14 protein-coding genes are annotated in these 16,035 nt (G+C 63.0%); 7 read left to right on the plus strand and 7 right to left on the minus strand.

Annotated elements, in window-relative coordinates; translation table 11 throughout:
* Positions 1 to 125 precede the first annotated feature (125 nt).
* Positions 126 to 2,300: a methylmalonyl-CoA mutase gene (gene scpA, locus HDEN_RS12625; RefSeq protein ID WP_013216515.1), complete on the plus strand. Its 2,175-nt coding sequence runs from the start codon at positions 126 to 128 to the stop codon at positions 2,298 to 2,300.
* A gap of 64 nt (positions 2,301 to 2,364) precedes the next feature.
* Here the strand turns inward: scpA and HDEN_RS12630 are convergent, their stop codons facing one another.
* Positions 2,365 to 4,272 carry a DEAD/DEAH box helicase gene (locus HDEN_RS12630; RefSeq protein WP_013216516.1) on the minus strand — a complete coding sequence of 636 codons (1,908 nt, stop codon included), beginning with the start codon at positions 4,270 to 4,272 and terminating at the stop codon, positions 2,365 to 2,367.
* Between the two features lie 291 nt (positions 4,273 to 4,563).
* Here HDEN_RS12630 and HDEN_RS12635 point away from each other — a divergent pair, with 291 nt between their 5' ends.
* A complete protein-coding gene (locus HDEN_RS12635) occupies positions 4,564 to 5,022 on the plus strand; it encodes a hypothetical protein (protein ID WP_013216517.1) in 459 nt (152 codons plus the stop codon).
* A 9-nt stretch (positions 5,023 to 5,031) separates the two neighbouring features.
* Here HDEN_RS12635 and pip read toward each other — a convergent pair whose 3' ends face one another.
* Positions 5,032 to 5,973 (minus strand): prolyl aminopeptidase, encoded by a 942-nt coding sequence (gene pip, locus HDEN_RS12640; RefSeq protein WP_013216518.1) that lies wholly within the window; start codon positions 5,971 to 5,973, stop codon positions 5,032 to 5,034.
* 317 nt (positions 5,974 to 6,290) lie between these two features.
* On the opposite strand from pip, the gene HDEN_RS12645 reads away from it, so the two are divergent.
* Positions 6,291 to 6,719, plus strand: a complete 429-nt coding sequence (locus HDEN_RS12645; RefSeq protein ID WP_013216519.1) for a hypothetical protein — start codon at positions 6,291 to 6,293, stop codon at positions 6,717 to 6,719.
* 117 nt (positions 6,720 to 6,836) lie between these two features.
* Here HDEN_RS12645 and HDEN_RS12650 read toward each other — a convergent pair whose 3' ends face one another.
* The 4 genes from HDEN_RS12650 to HDEN_RS18495 form a co-directional block, all read right to left on the minus strand.
* Entirely contained in the window at positions 6,837 to 7,502 is a 666-nt protein-coding gene (locus tag HDEN_RS12650) for a Spy/CpxP family protein refolding chaperone (protein ID WP_013216520.1), read from the minus strand.
* Positions 7,503 to 7,667: 165 nt separating this feature from the next.
* Complete coding sequence (locus HDEN_RS12655) at positions 7,668 to 8,093, minus strand: hypothetical protein (protein ID WP_013216521.1); 426 nt, start codon at positions 8,091 to 8,093, stop codon at positions 7,668 to 7,670.
* A 158-nt stretch (positions 8,094 to 8,251) separates the two neighbouring features.
* The gene (locus HDEN_RS12660) at positions 8,252 to 9,649 is read right to left on the minus strand and encodes an alpha/beta hydrolase (protein ID WP_245256633.1); all 1,398 of its coding nucleotides are present in this window, start codon (positions 9,647 to 9,649) and stop codon (positions 8,252 to 8,254) included.
* Entirely contained in the window at positions 9,639 to 10,082 is a 444-nt protein-coding gene (locus tag HDEN_RS18495) for a hypothetical protein (protein ID WP_245256634.1), read from the minus strand. Before HDEN_RS18495 ends, HDEN_RS12660 begins: the two co-directional genes overlap by 11 nt.
* Here HDEN_RS18495 and meaB point away from each other — a divergent pair.
* The 4 genes from meaB to recQ all read left to right on the plus strand — a co-directional run bounded on the left by meaB (position 10,081) and on the right by recQ (position 15,705).
* Positions 10,081 to 11,082, plus strand: a complete 1,002-nt coding sequence (gene meaB, locus HDEN_RS12665) for a methylmalonyl Co-A mutase-associated GTPase MeaB (RefSeq protein WP_013216523.1) — start codon at positions 10,081 to 10,083, stop codon at positions 11,080 to 11,082. The genes HDEN_RS18495 and meaB overlap by 2 nt on opposite strands.
* 54 nt (positions 11,083 to 11,136) lie before the next feature.
* Positions 11,137 to 11,775, plus strand: a complete 639-nt coding sequence (locus HDEN_RS12670; protein ID WP_081446241.1) for a pyroglutamyl-peptidase I — start codon at positions 11,137 to 11,139, stop codon at positions 11,773 to 11,775.
* A gap of 57 nt (positions 11,776 to 11,832) precedes the next feature.
* Positions 11,833 to 13,188 (plus strand): TIGR03808 family TAT-translocated repetitive protein, encoded by a 1,356-nt coding sequence (locus HDEN_RS12675; RefSeq protein ID WP_013216525.1) that lies wholly within the window; start codon positions 11,833 to 11,835, stop codon positions 13,186 to 13,188.
* A 330-nt stretch (positions 13,189 to 13,518) separates the two neighbouring features.
* Positions 13,519 to 15,705, plus strand: a complete 2,187-nt coding sequence (recQ, locus tag HDEN_RS12680) for a DNA helicase RecQ (protein ID WP_013216526.1) — start codon at positions 13,519 to 13,521, stop codon at positions 15,703 to 15,705.
* On the opposite strand, the gene HDEN_RS12685 is transcribed toward recQ, so the two are convergent.
* Positions 15,677 to 16,009, minus strand: a complete 333-nt coding sequence (locus HDEN_RS12685) for a hypothetical protein (RefSeq protein WP_013216527.1) — start codon at positions 16,007 to 16,009, stop codon at positions 15,677 to 15,679. The genes recQ and HDEN_RS12685 overlap by 29 nt on opposite strands.
* Positions 16,010 to 16,035: the final 26 nt, after the last annotated feature.

A 16,035-nucleotide genomic window follows, 5' to 3' on the forward strand; every position in this document is an offset into this window, starting at 1 on the left:
CGCAGGCATTTTTTGGCGCAATCACCGTCTCCTATACGAATTCGATGTCGCACGGCGATTGTCGTTGCGGCCGCGTTCCATTACCGTTGCGGCGACATATCATTTTACCGGATTAATCGCGCCTGATGACTGTTATTCCGAATTTTGCAGACGTGCCTTTCGAAGCGCCGGCCGCGAGCCAAGCAGGCAAGAGTTCGGCCGCGCCCGAGGCGCCGGTCTGGGATACGCCCGAGGGCATTCCGGTGAAACCGGTTTTCACCGGCGCCGACACGGCGGAGCTTGATTTCATCGACACGCTGCCGGGCATCGTGCCCTTCCTGCGTGGCCCCTACCCGGCGATGTACGCGCTGCAGCCGTGGACCATCCGCCAGTATGCTGGCTTCTCGACGGCGGAAGATTCAAACGCCTTCTATCGGCGCAATATCGCGGCAGGCCAGAAGGGCCTGTCGATCGCCTTCGATCTCGCGACCCACCGCGGCTATGACTCCGATCATCCGCGCGTCAAGGGCGACGTCGGCATGGCGGGCGTCGCGATCGATTCCATCTTCGACATGCGCGTGCTGTTCGACGCCATTCCGCTGCAAGACATGACAGTGTCGATGACGATGAACGGCGCCGTGCTGCCGATCCTCGCGCTCTTCATCGTGGCGGGCGAGGAACAGGGCGTGCCGCCGGAGAAGCTCGCCGGAACTATTCAGAACGACATTCTGAAAGAGTTCATGGTGCGCAACACGTATATCTATCCGCCCGCGCCTTCGATGCGGATCGTCTCGGATATTTTCGCCTACACCAGCGCGAAGATGCCGAAGTTCAACTCGATCTCGATCTCCGGCTATCACATGCAGGAAGCCGGTGCGACGGCCGACCTCGAACTCGGCTACACGATCGCGGACGGCATCGAATATGCGCGTGCAGGCGTCGCCGGCGGATTGGATATCGACGCGTTCGCGCCGCGCCTGTCGTTCTTCTGGGCGATCGGCATGAACTACTTCATGGAAATCGCCAAGATGCGCGCCGCGCGCCTGCTCTGGGCGAAGCTCATCAAGGAAGAGTTCAAGCCGAAGAGCGACAAGTCCCTATCGCTCCGAACGCATTCGCAGACGTCCGGCTGGTCGCTGACGGCGCAGGACATCTTCAACAACGCCACCCGCACCTGCCTCGAAGCCATGGCGGCGACGCAGGGTCATACGCAATCGCTGCACACGAACGGTCTTGACGAAGCGATCGCGTTGCCGACGGACTTCTCGGCGCGCATCGCCCGCAACACGCAGCTTCTGCTGCAGCAGGAATCGGGGACGACGCGGACGATCGATCCGTGGGGCGGTAGCCACTATGTTGAACGCCTGACCTACGATCTCGCGAAAAAGGCGCTGTCGCACATCGAGGAAGTCGAGGAGCAAGGCGGCATGGCGAAGGCCATCGCGGCCGGAATCCCGAAGCTTCGCATCGAGGAGGCCGCCGCACGCACGCAGGCCCGCATCGATTCCGGGCGGCAGACGATCACCGGCGTCAACAAGTTCCAGATCAAGGGCGACAAGGAAATCAACTTCCTCAAGGTCGACAACCAGGCCGTGCGCGAGGCGCAGCTCGCGAAGCTGAAACGGCTTCGGGAAGAGCGCAACGAGTCCGACGTGCAGGCCGCCCTCAACGCGCTGACGGAAGGCGCGAAGGGCAACGCAAACCTGCTCGACCTTGCCGTCAAGGCCGCACGCCAGAAGGCAACGGTCGGTGAAATTTCCTACGCGCTCGAAAAAGTCTTCACGCGGCACAAAGCCGAGATTCGCGCCATCAGCGGCGTCTATAAGAAGGAAGCGGCGATGAATCCGAGCGTCGATCGGGTGAAGACCCTCGTCGAGGCGTTCGACAAGAACGATGGCCGCCGGCCGCGCATCCTGATCGCCAAGCTCGGCCAGGACGGCCACGATCGCGGACAGAAGGTTATCGCGTCGGCCTTCGCGGACTTGGGCTTCGACGTCGATATCGGGCCGCTGTTTGCGACCGCCGATGAAGCCGCTCGCCAGGCCGTCGAAAACGACGTGCACGTCGTCGGCGTCTCAACGATGACGGCGGGTCACCTGACGCTTGTGCCGGAACTCAAGACGGCGCTCGACAAGGAAGGGCGCGGCGACATCATGATCGTCGTCGGCGGCGTCATTCCCCCCGCCGATTACGACGCGCTTTACGCCGCTGGCGCGAAAGCGGTGTTCGGCCCCGGCACGAACATCCCAGAGGCTGCAGCGGATCTCGTCGAAAAGCTCAACGCTCAGCTCGGCTACGCCGACAAAGCGGCGGCGGAATAGATACGAAAATGGCCGGGCGAACCCGGCCATTTTTATTTTCTCGAGATTTCAGGAAGCGCGGAGCTCACGAAGCCGGGTTACGGCTCTGACGGCCACGACCGCCGTCGTCGCGGCGCGGCTTCATGAACTTCGGTGCCTGGGTGCCGCTCCATGCGGGCCGCTTGTCGCCGCGCTCGGACTGACGGGCCGGGCTCTGGCGATGCTCATCATTACGCCGCTCCGATGCATGCCCGCCTTCATGGCGATGCCCAGAGTGCGCGTTCTGAGATCGCGATGAATCCGCGTGGCGCGCGGGTTGACCATCGCGAGAGCGCTGTCCGGTTGCGGAACGGTGTCCGCTACCCCGAGCCTCGCCGCCGGCTTTGTGCTCGTGATGCTGGCGCTCGCCGCGATGCGGCCGGTCGCCATGATCGCGATGCGCCTGCTCGCGCTTTGCGGGTTCGCCTTCGCGAGCGGGATGGCCGTTGGCGCGCTGTTCACCGCCGCCGTTGCGCTCGTGATGCCTGCGTTCGCCGCGATGCGGGCGATCGCCCGGAGCGCGATTGGGACGATGCCCGTCGCCCCTGCTCTCTCGACGCTCGCCGACACCGAACACGGCGTCGCCGTCCGCTGCAATCGCAAGCGGTTCATACGGACGACGGTTCTCGCCGTTGCGTGCCGGCGATGCGTTGGCACGCTCGTCGCCATTGCGATGCGGCCGTGCGGGCCGTTCGCCGCGCTGTCCGCCTTCGCGTCCGTCGCGGCGGCCGCCCGCATGATGGTGCTGGCGATCGCCGTCACGCCGGGGTCCGGTCTCGGCGCGGTGATGCTGACGCCGTTCCGGCATCGGCAGGGCCTCGCCGCCAACGTCGGCGATGACTTCAAGCTTCTGCTTCATCATGCGTTCGATGGCGGTGATTTCCTGGCGCTCACCCGGATCGCACAGCGAAATCGCGATACCGCTGTTGCCCTTGCGGGCCGTGCGGCCGACGCGGTGCACGTAGGTTTCCGGATCGAGCGGCATGTCGAAGTTGACGACGTGCGTGATGTTGGAAACGTCAATGCCACGCGCCGCGATGTCGGTCGCGACGAGCACGCGAATGTGCCCCATCATGAAGTCGTTCAACGCACGCTGGCGCGCGTTCTGCGCCTTATTGCCGTGGAATGCCGAAGCACTGATGCCCGCCATGCCGAGGCGTTCGGCGACACGGTCCGCGCCGCGCTTCGTGCGCGTGAAAACGATGACGCGCTTGCAGGCTTCGTCAGCGAGGATCGTATGCAGCCGGCTCTGCTTTTCCGTTGTGCGGACGATCATGACCTTCTGATCGATGCGGTCGACGACGACCGACTTCGACGAGAGGTCGACGCGATACGGTTCCTTCAGAATGTCATAAGCGAACTTCTTGATTTCGACCGGCATGGTCGCGGAGAAGAGCGCCGTGCGCCGGGCTTCGGGAAGCATCGCAACGATTTTCTTGATGTCGCGAATGAAGCCCATGTCGAACATGCGGTCGGCTTCGTCGAGCACGAGCGTCTCAACGCGCGACAGATCGCAGGTGCGCATGTTGATGAGATCGAGCAGACGGCCGGGCGTCGCGACGAGCACGTGCACGCCGCGTTTCAGCGCGTTGATCTGCGGACCCTTGCTCACGCCGCCGAGAACGACAGCACGGCGGATGCGCATGTTGCGCGCCAGGCTTGCGACTTCCTGGTCGATCTGAATCGCAAGCTCGCGCGTCGGCGCTAGCACGAGCGCCAACACCTGCTTCGGTGCCGGTTCGCTGTTTTGTGAGGCGATCTTCTGCAAGAGCGGAAGAACGAAGGTTGCCGTTTTGCCTGAACCCGTCTCCGCCATGCCGAGAAGGTCGCGACCCTCGAGCTGCGGCGGCAACGCCTGCACCTGAATAGGCGTCGGCGTTACGTACCCGCACTGCGTCAGGGCACGCGAAAGAGGCTCGGCAAATCCGAACGCCTCGAAATTTTCGATTGTCAAAGTGAAGAGTTTCCCAAGGGCTTCGAGACCGCTACGTCCTTGCGTGCGGGTCGTCCCATGGCCCACACCGGCGCTTTCGGGGTGTGGCCTTTGCTATAAAAGATTGATCTCAATGCAGGGTCGAGCGCGGCAGTTGAGCCGCTTGGAGTGGCACGAGGACCCGAGCGCCATCGAAGAGCAATGGCCTGCTAGTGGCGATGTTCGGCCTTGAAGTCAAGGCATAAGCGCCAATTTAAGGGGTGCTGTGTCGGTCAGACGCGGGATATCGAACTGGTAAAGGGGAAGACTACGATGATGATGCGACACCTCTTTTTGCCGCTGGCTGCGGCAGTTGTCGGCTATGCGGGCGTGACCGCCGCTGCCGCCGCCTCGAAGCGGGTTTTCACAATTGCGGCGGTAGAGCCGAAGGGAACCGCCGAGGTCGCAAAGGAGCCGTTTCCGGCCGCTGCGCTCCCCGATGGCGGTGGGCTTCAACTCAAAAAGCCCGGTGACGACGGCCGCTGGCAGGTCTCGGCCTATCTCTGGAGCGCGCCGCAGTATCACGTCAAAGCAGGCGACGAAGTGACGTTGCGGTTCGTCGGCCTCAATGGCTCCGAACATCCGACGACGATCGAGGGCTACGACAAATCGTTCACTCTCAAACGAGGGGAAGTGACCGACATCAGCTTCGTTGCGGACAAGCCCGGCGTATTCCAGATCATCTGCTCCAAGCATCAGCCGACGATGGTCAGCGAACTCATCGTCGAGTAACAGCTCACCTCAAGAGATCTCTGAAATCGCGCGGCGCATGGCGTCCATGACGCCCGGGTCGCTCATGGCGTGGCCGGCTGTCTCGATAAATTCGAGGCGCGCGTCCGGCCACGCAGACGCCAATGCGTGCGCCGTTCGCGGCGGGCAGAGCAAGTCGTAGCGGCCCTGCACGATGTGCCCTGGAATGCCTGCAAGATTTCGCGCGTCGCGCAGAAGCTGACCGGGCTCCAGGAAGAAATTATTCCGGATGTAATGCGCTTCGACGAACGGTGTCGGCGGCAGGCGCGACGCGGCATCGACTTCCGCCGGAAGTTTTCCGGGCTTGGCGGCGATTTCGGATAACGCGCGTTCGTAAGCGAACCAACGCAGCGCCGGAAGCGTATGCACGTTTGGATCGGGATTGCAGAGACGGTTCACGTAGGCTTGGAGCGGCTCGGAGCGCTCGGCGGCCGGAAGCCAATCGCGGAAGTCGGCGTAAAGCTCGGGCCGGAATATTTTCGGCCCTTCGAGAAACGCCCATTCGACTTCTTCCGCGGTACCCAGAAAAATGGCGCGCAGAACAAGCCCCGAGACGCGTTCAGGGTGTTTTTCGGCGTAAGCGAGCGCCAGCGTCGAACCCCAGGAGCCGCCGACCAGCAGCCATTTGGCGATATCGAAATGTTCGCGGATGGCTTCGAGATCACTGACGAGATGAGCGGTCGTGTTGGCGTCGCACGAGAGATAGGGGTGGCTGCGACCGGCGCCGCGTTGATCGATCAGGAAGATATGATCACGCGCCGGGTCGAACAGCGTGCGGTGCAAATGCTGCGAGCCGCTTCCCGGTCCTCCGTGCAGAAACGCAATCGGGCGGCCGCCTCTGAGGCCGACTTCCTCGACATAGATCCAATGACCGTCGCCGACATGGAGCATGCGTGCGTCGAAAGGTCGGAAGGCTTCGGGCAATGTTTTCATGGCCGTTCTGCTGAGCACGGAATTTGGCTGCGGGCAAGGCGGCTGCACCGTGGGTACGCATAGCCCGGCCGCTTGCCGCCGTCATGGCCGCGTCACAGACCGGCTCGACGACATGCGCCGAGTTCGACGGCAACCGGGAGCCGGCGATCGACGTTGACAAGTGCAGGCTTTAGCAAAATCCGCGCATGATCGGAAACTCTTGGTTCACTCAATCGGAATTGACGAAACAGTTTTCGAACCCCACCTGCACACTCATCGCAAGACTCGCTAATATAGCCGTATCGGACATGACGGTTTCTGTTCATAGGAGCTCGACAATGGTTCGCACTGCCGTTTCGCAAATGCTACGCGCCGTCGCCGCCGGAGGATTTGCCCTTGCTGTTGGCGTGAGCTGCGTGAATGTCAGCAGCGCAAACGCAGAACCTGCGTCGCTGACCGGCTCATGGAGCGGCAATGGCTCGATCTCGTTTTCATCGGGATCGAAGGAAAGAGCGCGATGCCGTGCCCGCTTCGCGAAGACCGGCGCATCGAGCTACGCGATGTCGGCGACGTGCGCGACGCCGTCCGCGAAAGTCGATCAATCGGCGACGCTCTATAAATCCGGCGCCAACAGCTACACGGGCAGCTTCTTCAATCAGCAGTACAATACCGGCGGTTCGATCCGCATCACGGTTTCAGGACGTACGCAGAGCGTGCGCCTCTCCGGTGAAGCCGGCAGCGCGATTTTCAAACTACGGAAGCTCTGAACGGCCGTCCGGCAGGGCGACTTGCGCGCAGCGCGTCGTGATCCCAGCTGGCGTCTCGTAAAAATATAGCCGGGCCCTGAAGCCCGGCTATTCAAACTCACAAGCGACGCTGAACGATCAGCCCTTGTCGTCGGGTTCAGACGGAGCAGGACCGCCGTCATTGTCGGGCGTGTCGTTCTGCATGCCGGGACCGCGCTTGCCGTCAGGACCGCCCTGCCAGCCGTGATGCCCGTGGTGTCCCGGACCGCCCGGACCCCAGTCGCCGCCTACGGCCCAGTGCGGTCCGTGACCGCCGCTATGACCGAAGCCGGGCGACAGCTGGCGCATCAGCGGACGCAACACGTCTTTCTGCTCGTCACTCAAGGACGCGTAGAACGGCTTGAATGCGGTCGAGAACGTCTTGAAGCGATCGGCGCGTTCAGCGAGATTGTTGCTCATCCGCTCGTAACGTTCCGCAAGATCGGGGCGTTTGGATGCGCCGTCCGACTTGTCAGACCGGCGTTCCTCGCGCTTCTTCGCCCATTCGGCGCGCTTTGCCTCGCGAGCCTTGAACCCATCGCGCACTGCCGATTCAACAGGCGCCCAAAGTTTTTCCTGGTCGGCGTTGAGCTGTAGCGCCGCCTTGGCCATTGCGATGCGGCCATCCTCGAGGCGGGTCCGCGTTTCCGGCGTCATGTTGTGCCAGCCGCCAGCGCGATCGACGGACTTGGCAATGGCAACGGTCGCCGGAACAGCGGCTACGGCCGCAATCGCAAGCCAGGCACCGCGCGAAAGTTTATTCATGTGATCATCTCCTTCGGCCAGCTCAGAGATCGAAGGGGGAGCAAGTTTCGCTGGCCGTCGGATTAGGAACGACGCAGCGGCTTTGATCCGTCGTGAAATTTTGTTCACGATGGAACGGTTATCGCGTTTTCCGCGGGCGTTGCGAATGCCTATTTTTGGCCGCTTTTACTGGGTCCCGCGCAGTCCGTGCGGGCTGGAACCGCTGGTTCCGTCCGACGCACCCGTGGCGGCCGCGGAAGCCATGTTGGCGCGCGCCTGGCGATCGATCGGCTGGGCGTAGACGACGCGGTCGCGACCGCTGAAGCAGCCGGCGACACAGATCACCAGATCCTCGTTGGGCCGCGCCGCGCTCAGCTGGCGGACGAGCACGCTCGATCCCGTTCCTGCTTGAACACCGAAGCCATCGAGCGGAACCGAGTTGAGATTTTTTGCCGGACGCTGGTCTGGCGCGGCGCCAGCGGCGACGATCTGTGTGCCGTCGGATTCCACATCGTCGAATTGGGCGTCCTCGGCGAACACACCGTTTGCCGACGCCAAAGCAAAAAGAACAGCAGCAGCCGACGCGAGCGGCTTTGCAAACGCGGAACGCATGACGGACCTTCGAATACTGAACAAACTCGAAAGAACTGTGCCGCACGCGCGTAAAGGAAGTCTTACGAGATTTGCTCAAACCCGCGACGCGGCGGCGCTATGCGCGCCACCGTCGGAGGGCTTGCGTCGAATTTTACGGCCAACTTCCTTGCCGGCGTTTAGGGCACTGCCGCCGTTTCCGCCTGGAACCGCCAATATTTGCCCGCGGCCGAGTCAACGGCGAGGATGCTCTTGAAGCGCTTGTCGGGCGGACGAAGTCCGGATGCGACGAGCGCTTTCACATCGTTGAGCAGAGCGGGATTTTCCGCATAGCCCGAATGGTTGAGTCCCAGCGCGTCGGTGGAGACGGCAGTGACATCGATCGTATCGAGACCAGGAATGATCAGCGGTCCCGTCGCGGGAACGTCGCCCGCACGCGGCACGCCGCCCCAGAACCGTGCCGAATAACTCAGCGCGCGATCATTCGAGGCGGCATAGAGCGTGACGCCTTTGGCGAACTTGATGACCTCACGCGCCAGAATGTTGAACTTGTCACGATCGACGTCCGGCGCTGCGAGAATGACCTGGCTGATAACGACGCCGCGCGGAACTTTGGTCTTCATGCGTTCGAGCACGCGCAGCAGCAGCTCATTCCCCATCGAGTGCGCGATGAGGCTGATGGATTTCGCGCCGCTTTTCTGGATCACCATGTCGAGGAATTCGGCGAGCCTCGGCTCGGCTTGCTCGACGCTGCCGTGATCGTACGTATAGCTCGCGACCTTGCCGCCCGAAGGCCAGCTATAAAGGAACGGCACGCCATCAAAGCGTAGATCGTAGGCGATCTGCGCCGTGCGGTAGAGTGCGTTGTCGAACGACGTGTTGAAGCCGTGGACGAAGACGAAGGCGTGGTCCTTGAAGGTCGACGACGTTGCGAGCCGCTGTTTGACGAGCGCCAGCATCTCGGCTTCGGTCAGGCCTTTGATTTCCTGCACCGTGAAGTGCTTCTGCGGGTCTTCCTTCTCCTCGTAGACCTTGACCTTGAAGTACGGGATTTCGATCACGACGGGCCGCTCGATGTGCGGCACCTTGTGGATCAGCGGCACCGTCACCAGTGCCCGGCCGAGTTGGAGCTGGTGCCCGCGCTCGGCGCCGAATTGCAGCCGTTTCGGATCGGCCTCGACGGCGCGATCGGTGCCATAGAACACAGGCACGACGTCGTAGGTTTTGGCCGGATCCTCGGCGGGTGCGGCTGCCGCGGATTTTTTCGCGTTGTCGTATCGCTGAGCCATGGCGGCTCGCGCCTCCTCTTCGGCGCGGCGAGCGGCTGCGGCCTTTGCGGCGGCTTCGGCGCTGGCGTTGGCCGCGGCTCCAGGTGCGGCGTTCGGCATGGGCGGTTCCGGCGCGACCGCCGGAGGACTCGGCCTCGCGGCGGACGGGCGCAGCGCAGGCGGCGGCGGAGCGGGCGCCGGTTCGGCCGTCTCATATGACCGGCCAGAGCCGCCTTCCGGATCGGATGCTTGCGGATAAGGCGGGGGCGCTGCGCCACCCGCTGGCTCCTCAGGAGCCTCAGACGCCACAGGCGCCTCTTCTTCGGCAGGCGAAGTCGTCGGCGCCGGGGAGCCAGCCGTGCTCGGCGCGGGCGCCGGACGCGCGGTAGCGGTCTTCGCGGAATCCGTTTCCGCAGGCGCTTTTGCGAGCTTTGGCGCTTGCGTACAGGCGGCCACCAAACCGCAGGCCATGATCGCCGCAATAGCTGCTACGGACCGCCGTGGCTGCAGCCAACGCTTGGCAAGCGAATACATCGCGTTCCCTCCCCGCATTACCGTCTTTGACCCCTTGACCCCAAGAAATCCTACGAGCCTGCCGCCCGTTGGGCAACACGATGTGCATGCCGTGAAATTGTGTCAGCAGGATTGTCGTGGATTTCAGCGACGAAATCCGGACTTGCGGCGCGCGCCGTTCCTGACCATGGTCGGCCATTGAAAGATAAAGGATATCCAGGCGAGCCATGGCGACTGCCACCCTGTCCGCACACCGCATTCCCGTCGCAGATTACGTGGCCGGCATCACCGCCGGCGATCGGGCGTTGCTTGCCCGCGCGATTACGCTTGTCGAGAGCACCAATCCCGAGCACGGGCGGCTTGCTCAGCAAGTGTTGCAGGAGCTTCTGCCGAGGACGGGACAAGCCGTGCGCCTCGGCGTCACCGGCGTGCCCGGCGTCGGCAAATCGACGACGATCGATCAGTTCGGCATGAACCTGATCGCGGAGGGTCATCTTGTGGCCGTGCTGGCGATCGATCCGACGTCGAAGCGATCGGGCGGGTCCATCCTCGGCGACAAGACGCGCATGAGTTCTCTGGCGCAGGAGCGGAATGCGTTCATCCGTCCTTCGCCCTCCTCCGGCACGCTCGGCGGCGTGACGCGCAAAACGCGTGAGACGATGGCGCTCGTCGAGGCGGCGGGCTTCGACGTCATCATCGTCGAGACGGTCGGCGTCGGGCAATCCGAGGTCGCCGTTTCCGATATGGTCGATTTCTTTCTCGTGCTTTTGCTGGCGGGCGGCGGCGACGACCTGCAAGGCATCAAGAAAGGCATCATCGAGCTTGCCGACATGATCGCCATCAACAAGGCCGACGGCGACAACGTCCGGCGGGCGGAACGGGCGGCGGCGGACTACCGGCACGCGTTGCAGATTTTTACGCCGCACGACGCGACGTGGTTTCCGCCGGTGCTGACAGTGTCGGGGCAGGAAAATCGCGGGCTGAAAGACCTCTGGGCGAAAGTTCTCGAGCATCGCGAGAAGATGTCGGCGACGGGGCAGTTCCAGGCGCGACGGCAGGCGCAGGCGGTGTCGTGGATGCGCGACATGCTCGAAGACCGTCTGATGGGCGCGCTCAAGGCGCACCCGGAAGTCGCGGCCGAACTTCCGAAGATCGAAGCATCGGTGCGCGAGGGCACGCTGCTGCCGACGCTGGCGGTCGACCGGCTTATGGGGCTGATGGGGCTTTAGTTCCGGCGCGTAAGCAGGCTTTTGGATCGCGTCGGCTGCGCCCTATATTGATCCATGCGCTCGAATTCCCGCCCGACCGTTTTGCTGACCGGCTTCGGACCGTTTCCGAACGTACCGAGGAACGCGTCTGCCGTGATCGTCAAAAGGCTGGCGCGCGAAGCACGGCTTGCGCTGCCGCATGTTCGCTTCGCGGTCGCGGTTCTGCCGACCGACTGGGCGCGGGCTCCCGGACTTATTTCCGAACTCCATGAGCGGCACGATCCTGTTCTGGCGCTGCACTTCGGAGTTGCGACAAGCATGCGCGGCTTTCGCATCGAAACGGAAGCGCGCAATTTCTGCCGGATGTCGCCGGATGCAGCGGGTGGCCTGCCTGCTTCGAACTGCATCTGCGAGGGTGGCGCGTCCGCGCTTTCAACAAGCATTCCCGCGACCGCAGTCGCGCAGCACCTCGAAGCGCAAGGGTTCGAGGCGAGGCTGTCCGATGATGCAGGCGGCTATCTCTGCAACGCCGTTTTTTATCACTCGCTGCTTGAAGCGAGCACGCGCCGCGACCGCTGCAGGGTCGGGTTCATTCACATACCGGTCGAAGCAGGCGAGCCCGAAGCCGTAGACCGCACCGTTGCCGGTGCGCTGGAAGTTTTGAAATTCTCGCTTCACCACGCGCCACAGGTGGCGACTTTAACCTCGGTTTAATGTCTGGCACGCTGGCTCGGTCCTTGATTCATACGGGGAGCAAACCGGAGTCCATCAATGACCATCGATCGCCGTTCGCTTATCGGTGCAAGCCTTGGCCTCGGCGCCGCCGTGAGCGCCGCACATGCGAGCGAGCGCAAGCCATCACCTACTGCGCCCAACGCTTCGGACTTCGCGCCAGCTCTCGTTCCCGATGATGGTCGGGATCAGACCGAAGCTCTGCAGGCGGCGGTCGACAGTGCAGCGGAGAAGGACATTCCGCTCGTGCTGCCGCCGGGCAAGTTCCTCGTCAGCGATCTGAGGCTGCGGCGAGGCTCGCGCGTCTTCGGCATGGCGCGGACGACGACTCTGGTATTCTCAGGCGGCAATGCATTCGTCACGGGCGACAAGGCGGACGGTCTTGTTCTCGACGGACTAGCATTCGACGGCGCTTACAAAGCATTCGACACGGCTCGCGGCGACGGCCTACTGACGTTTTCGAACTCCAAGACTTTGCATCTCCTCGATCTCGAAATTCAGAACAGCAGCGGCAATGGAGTGTCGCTGACAGAGTGCGGCGGGCGGGTCGAAGGTCTTGTCATCGGCAATGTTCTCGATGCGGGATTTAAGAGTCTCGACTCGCTCGGGCTCGACGTCAAAGACAACACCGTCACCGACTGCGGCAACAATGGCATTCTGATCTGGCGCTCCAAACAGGACGAGGACGGTAGCGTCGTCGCGGGCAATCGCATCTCGAAAATTCGCAACGCGGCGGGCGGAACCGGCGAGTACGGCAACGGCATCAACGTGTTTCGCGCCGGAAGCGTGCTCGTTTCGGGGAATCGCATTTCCGATTGCGCCTATACGGCGGTGCGCGGCAACGCGGCATCCAATATCCAAATCATCGGCAATAGCTGCGAACGGCTTGGCGAGGTCGCGCTTTATGCCGAATTCGGATTCCAGGGCGCGATCGTCGCGAACAATCTCGTCGATACGGCTGCGAGCGGAATCTCGGTTACGAATTTCAACGAAGGCGGCCGTCTTGCCGTCGTGCAAGGCAATCTCATTCGCAATCTCGTTCGGCGCGAGCAGGAGCCCGACGACAAGCGCGGCGAAGGCATCGCTGTCGAGGCGGACGCTGTCGTCTCCGGCAATACGATCGAAAACGCGCCGACCGTTGGCATTCAGATCGGCTGGGGCGCGTACATGCGCGATGTCGCCGTGACCGGGAACGTCGTGCGCGATGCGCGCGTCGGCATCTCCGTTACGAATGCTGCGGACGCCGGCAAATGCCTGATCGCGAACAATCTGATTTCAAACGCCAAAGACGGCGCGATCCGCCAGATGGACCGGGGCGTCTTCCAAGGTCCGGACCTCGCGCGCGAGCCCGGCGCATCGGACCGCATTCACGTAATGGCGAACGTCGCGGTGTGACGCGACGCCGGACGAACAGAAAAATATCCTGGGATTATTGAGAGCGCCGCGGCCCGGCCAAGGGGAAGACGGGGGGAGTCAGGACTTGGCCGGGCGGCGGCAGCATCTGGTGTGCACGGGGGGAGGTGACACCAGCCTTGAGGTCATATCTAAGCGCAATAAGATGAACTCATTCTGAACGTGACGTTAAATTGCCGCAACGTTTCGCCCAATAGCTCGATAATTCCGCTAACTCGGCGTTTGCCCTCGGTTTTTTTTATGCGCCGGCCGAGTTGCGCATCGAATCATATTAGCGTCCGGGTCCCGATGACTTGCGCATAGGACTTCGTGATGCCGGCCTACGCCGCGCCGCTCTCTCTGCCGTTTGCGTCCGATACCGGCGACGCCATGTCCCTCGCCCGCGCCAAGCTCGAGGACGTTTTCGGCTACAAGGGATTTCGCCCGCTGCAGGGCGATATCATCGATACCGTTCTGCGTGGCGGCGATTGCCTGGCGCTGATGCCGACCGGGGGCGGCAAGTCGCTTTGCTATCAGATCCCATCGCTCGTCCGGCGCGGCACGGGAATCGTCGTGTCGCCGCTCATCGCGCTGATGCAGGATCAGGTCGACGCGTTGAAGGATCTCGGCGTCAAGGCGGCGTTTCTGAATTCGACGCAGGACCGCAGCACGCAGGACCAGATCGAACGGCAGTTCGCGGCGGACGCGCTCGATCTGCTTTACGTTGCGCCCGAGCGGCTGGTGCAGGAGCGCACGCTCAGCCTCCTGGAGCTCAGCGACATCGCCCTGTTCGCGATCGACGAAGCGCATTGCGTTTCGCAGTGGGGGCATGATTTCCGGCCCGAGTACCGGCAGCTGAAAATTCTGGCGCAGCGGTTTCCGCGCGTGCCGCGCATCGCGCTGACGGCGACCGCGGACGAACGCACGCGACAGGACATCATTTCGGAGCTGTCGCTCGAAAACGCCGCGAGTTTCGTCGCGAGCTTCGACCGGCCGAACATTCGCTACACGATCGCGGAGCTTGGCAGCGGCAGCACGCGCGAGCGGCTTTGGCAGTTCATCGAAGCGGAACATCCGACCGATGCCGGGATCGTCTACTGCCTGTCGCGCAAGTCGGTTGAGGAAACGGCGGCGTGGCTCAGCTCGAAGGGCCGCAAAGCCCTCGCCTATCATGCCGGTCTCGATGCACACATCCGCGCGGGCGCGCAGACCAAGTTTCTGACGGAAGAAGGGCTGATCATCGTCGCGACGATCGCCTTCGGCATGGGCATCGACAAGCCCGACGTGCGTTTCGTCGCCCACCTCAATCTGCCGAAGTCGATCGAGTCCTATTATCAGGAGACCGGCCGCGCCGGTCGCGACGGCGAACCGGCGAACGCCTGGATGGCGTACGGGCTGCAGGACATCGTGCAGCTTCGCCAATGGATCGGGCAGTCGGAGGGCTCGGAAGCCTTCAAGACCGTGCAACGGCAGAAGCTCGACGCGCTCATCGGGCTGGCGGAAATGCCTGGCTGCCGGCGGCAAGCTCTGCTCGCCTATTTCGGCGAGATGAATTCCGAGCCGTGCGGGAACTGCGACAACTGTTTAAGCCCGCCGCACACCGAGGACGGCACTGTCGTGGCGCAGAAGGCATTATCGGCCGTCTATCGCACCGGGCAGAGGTTCGGCGTCACCTATCTCGCCGACGTGCTGATCGGAACGGCGGACGAGCGCGTGCTGCGCAACGGCCATGACCGGCTATCGGTTTTCGGCATCGGCAAGGACCTGCCAGCGGCGACGTGGAAAGGGCTTTTTCGGCAGCTCACCGCGCAAGGCTATCTGACGGGCGATGACGAAGGCATGGGGTCGCTCGTTCTGACCGAGCGGGCTCGGCCGCTGCTGCGCGGCGAAGAGCGTTTTCTGATGCGCGTTACGCAGTCGAAGTCGAAGCTTGCCAAGAAGCGCGGCGCGTCGCTCGCTCCGAAAGTTGCGGCGCAGAACCAGCCGCTGTTCGATGCGCTCAAGGCCGTGCGCCTGAAACTCGCGACGGCGGCGAAACTTCCGCCTTACGTCGTGGCGCAGGATCGCACTCTGATCGAGCTTGCGGAGAAGCGGCCGAAATCGGAATCGGCGCTGCACGACATTCTCGGGCTCGGCGCGAGCAAGATCGCGCGCTACGGCGCAGCATTCATGCAGGTGATCTCGCAATTCGCAGCGCATCCGGCGCTCACTAACCGCTTGTCGGCAAGCGTGAATGCGACGCTGGCGGCGCATCTCCGGGGTCTCGACGCGGAACAGATCGCATCCGAGCGAGGACTCGAGGTCGGGACGATCTACGGCCACCTCGCAGAGGCGATCGAAGCGGGTCTGATCAGCGCAGAGGACGCGGTTCGTCTCGATCCTGCCGAGCGCGACGAGATCGAAGCGGCCTTCGATCGTTGCGAAACGCGCGATACCGGCAAGCTTGGCCCGGCGTTCGGCGCACTCGACGGCCGCTACAATTACGGCATTCTCAAATGCCTACTCGCTGACGCTGGCTAGCGCGGTCGGCTTCGAAGCGACGCAGGATTTCCGGGCCTTTGTCCGACGTGAACGCAACTCGCACGGCCGGGCCTTCGGTTCCGATGATCTCGCATTCGGCGCTGTCGCCATACTGGTCCCAGTGCAGGCGGACACGCGAAGGTAGGATCGTCGGCCGGCTCAATTCGATCACGGCACCGGCTTCGTCCACATGCTGGACGGTGCACCGAATTGGTGCAGCATTCCCAACCTGCAATTGGGCGTGGGCGAGCGACATCCGTCTGCCGAACGTCGTTTTGCCGCTATACGTGCTGATCTTGGACACGGAAGCCTCACGGATCGATAAGTCAT

Origin of the sequence: Hyphomicrobium denitrificans ATCC 51888, from assembly GCF_000143145.1 — a bacterium.
In the GTDB taxonomy this organism is placed as follows: domain Bacteria; phylum Pseudomonadota; class Alphaproteobacteria; order Rhizobiales; family Hyphomicrobiaceae; genus Hyphomicrobium_B; species Hyphomicrobium_B denitrificans.

Bases quoted from the DNA above. Each gene is read 5' to 3' on its own strand.
- scpA (WP_013216515.1), top strand. From the start codon at position 126: ATGACTGTTATTCCGAATTTTGCAGACGTGCCTTTCGAAGCGCCGGCC.
- HDEN_RS12635 (WP_013216517.1), top strand. From the start codon at position 4,564: ATGATGATGCGACACCTCTTTTTGCCGCTGGCTGCGGCAGTTGTCGGC.
- pip (WP_013216518.1), bottom strand. From the start codon at position 5,973: ATGAAAACATTGCCCGAAGCCTTCCGACCTTTCGACGCACGCATGCTC.
- HDEN_RS12645 (WP_013216519.1), top strand. From the start codon at position 6,291: ATGGTTCGCACTGCCGTTTCGCAAATGCTACGCGCCGTCGCCGCCGGA.
- HDEN_RS12650 (WP_013216520.1), bottom strand. From the start codon at position 7,502: ATGAATAAACTTTCGCGCGGTGCCTGGCTTGCGATTGCGGCCGTAGCC.
- HDEN_RS12655 (WP_013216521.1), bottom strand. From the start codon at position 8,093: ATGCGTTCCGCGTTTGCAAAGCCGCTCGCGTCGGCTGCTGCTGTTCTT.
- meaB (WP_013216523.1), top strand. From the start codon at position 10,081: ATGGCGACTGCCACCCTGTCCGCACACCGCATTCCCGTCGCAGATTAC.
- HDEN_RS18495 (WP_245256634.1), bottom strand. From the start codon at position 10,082: ATGGCTCGCCTGGATATCCTTTATCTTTCAATGGCCGACCATGGTCAG.
- HDEN_RS12670 (WP_081446241.1), top strand. From the start codon at position 11,137: ATGCGCTCGAATTCCCGCCCGACCGTTTTGCTGACCGGCTTCGGACCG.
- HDEN_RS12675 (WP_013216525.1), top strand. From the start codon at position 11,833: ATGACCATCGATCGCCGTTCGCTTATCGGTGCAAGCCTTGGCCTCGGC.
- recQ (WP_013216526.1), top strand. From the start codon at position 13,519: ATGCCGGCCTACGCCGCGCCGCTCTCTCTGCCGTTTGCGTCCGATACC.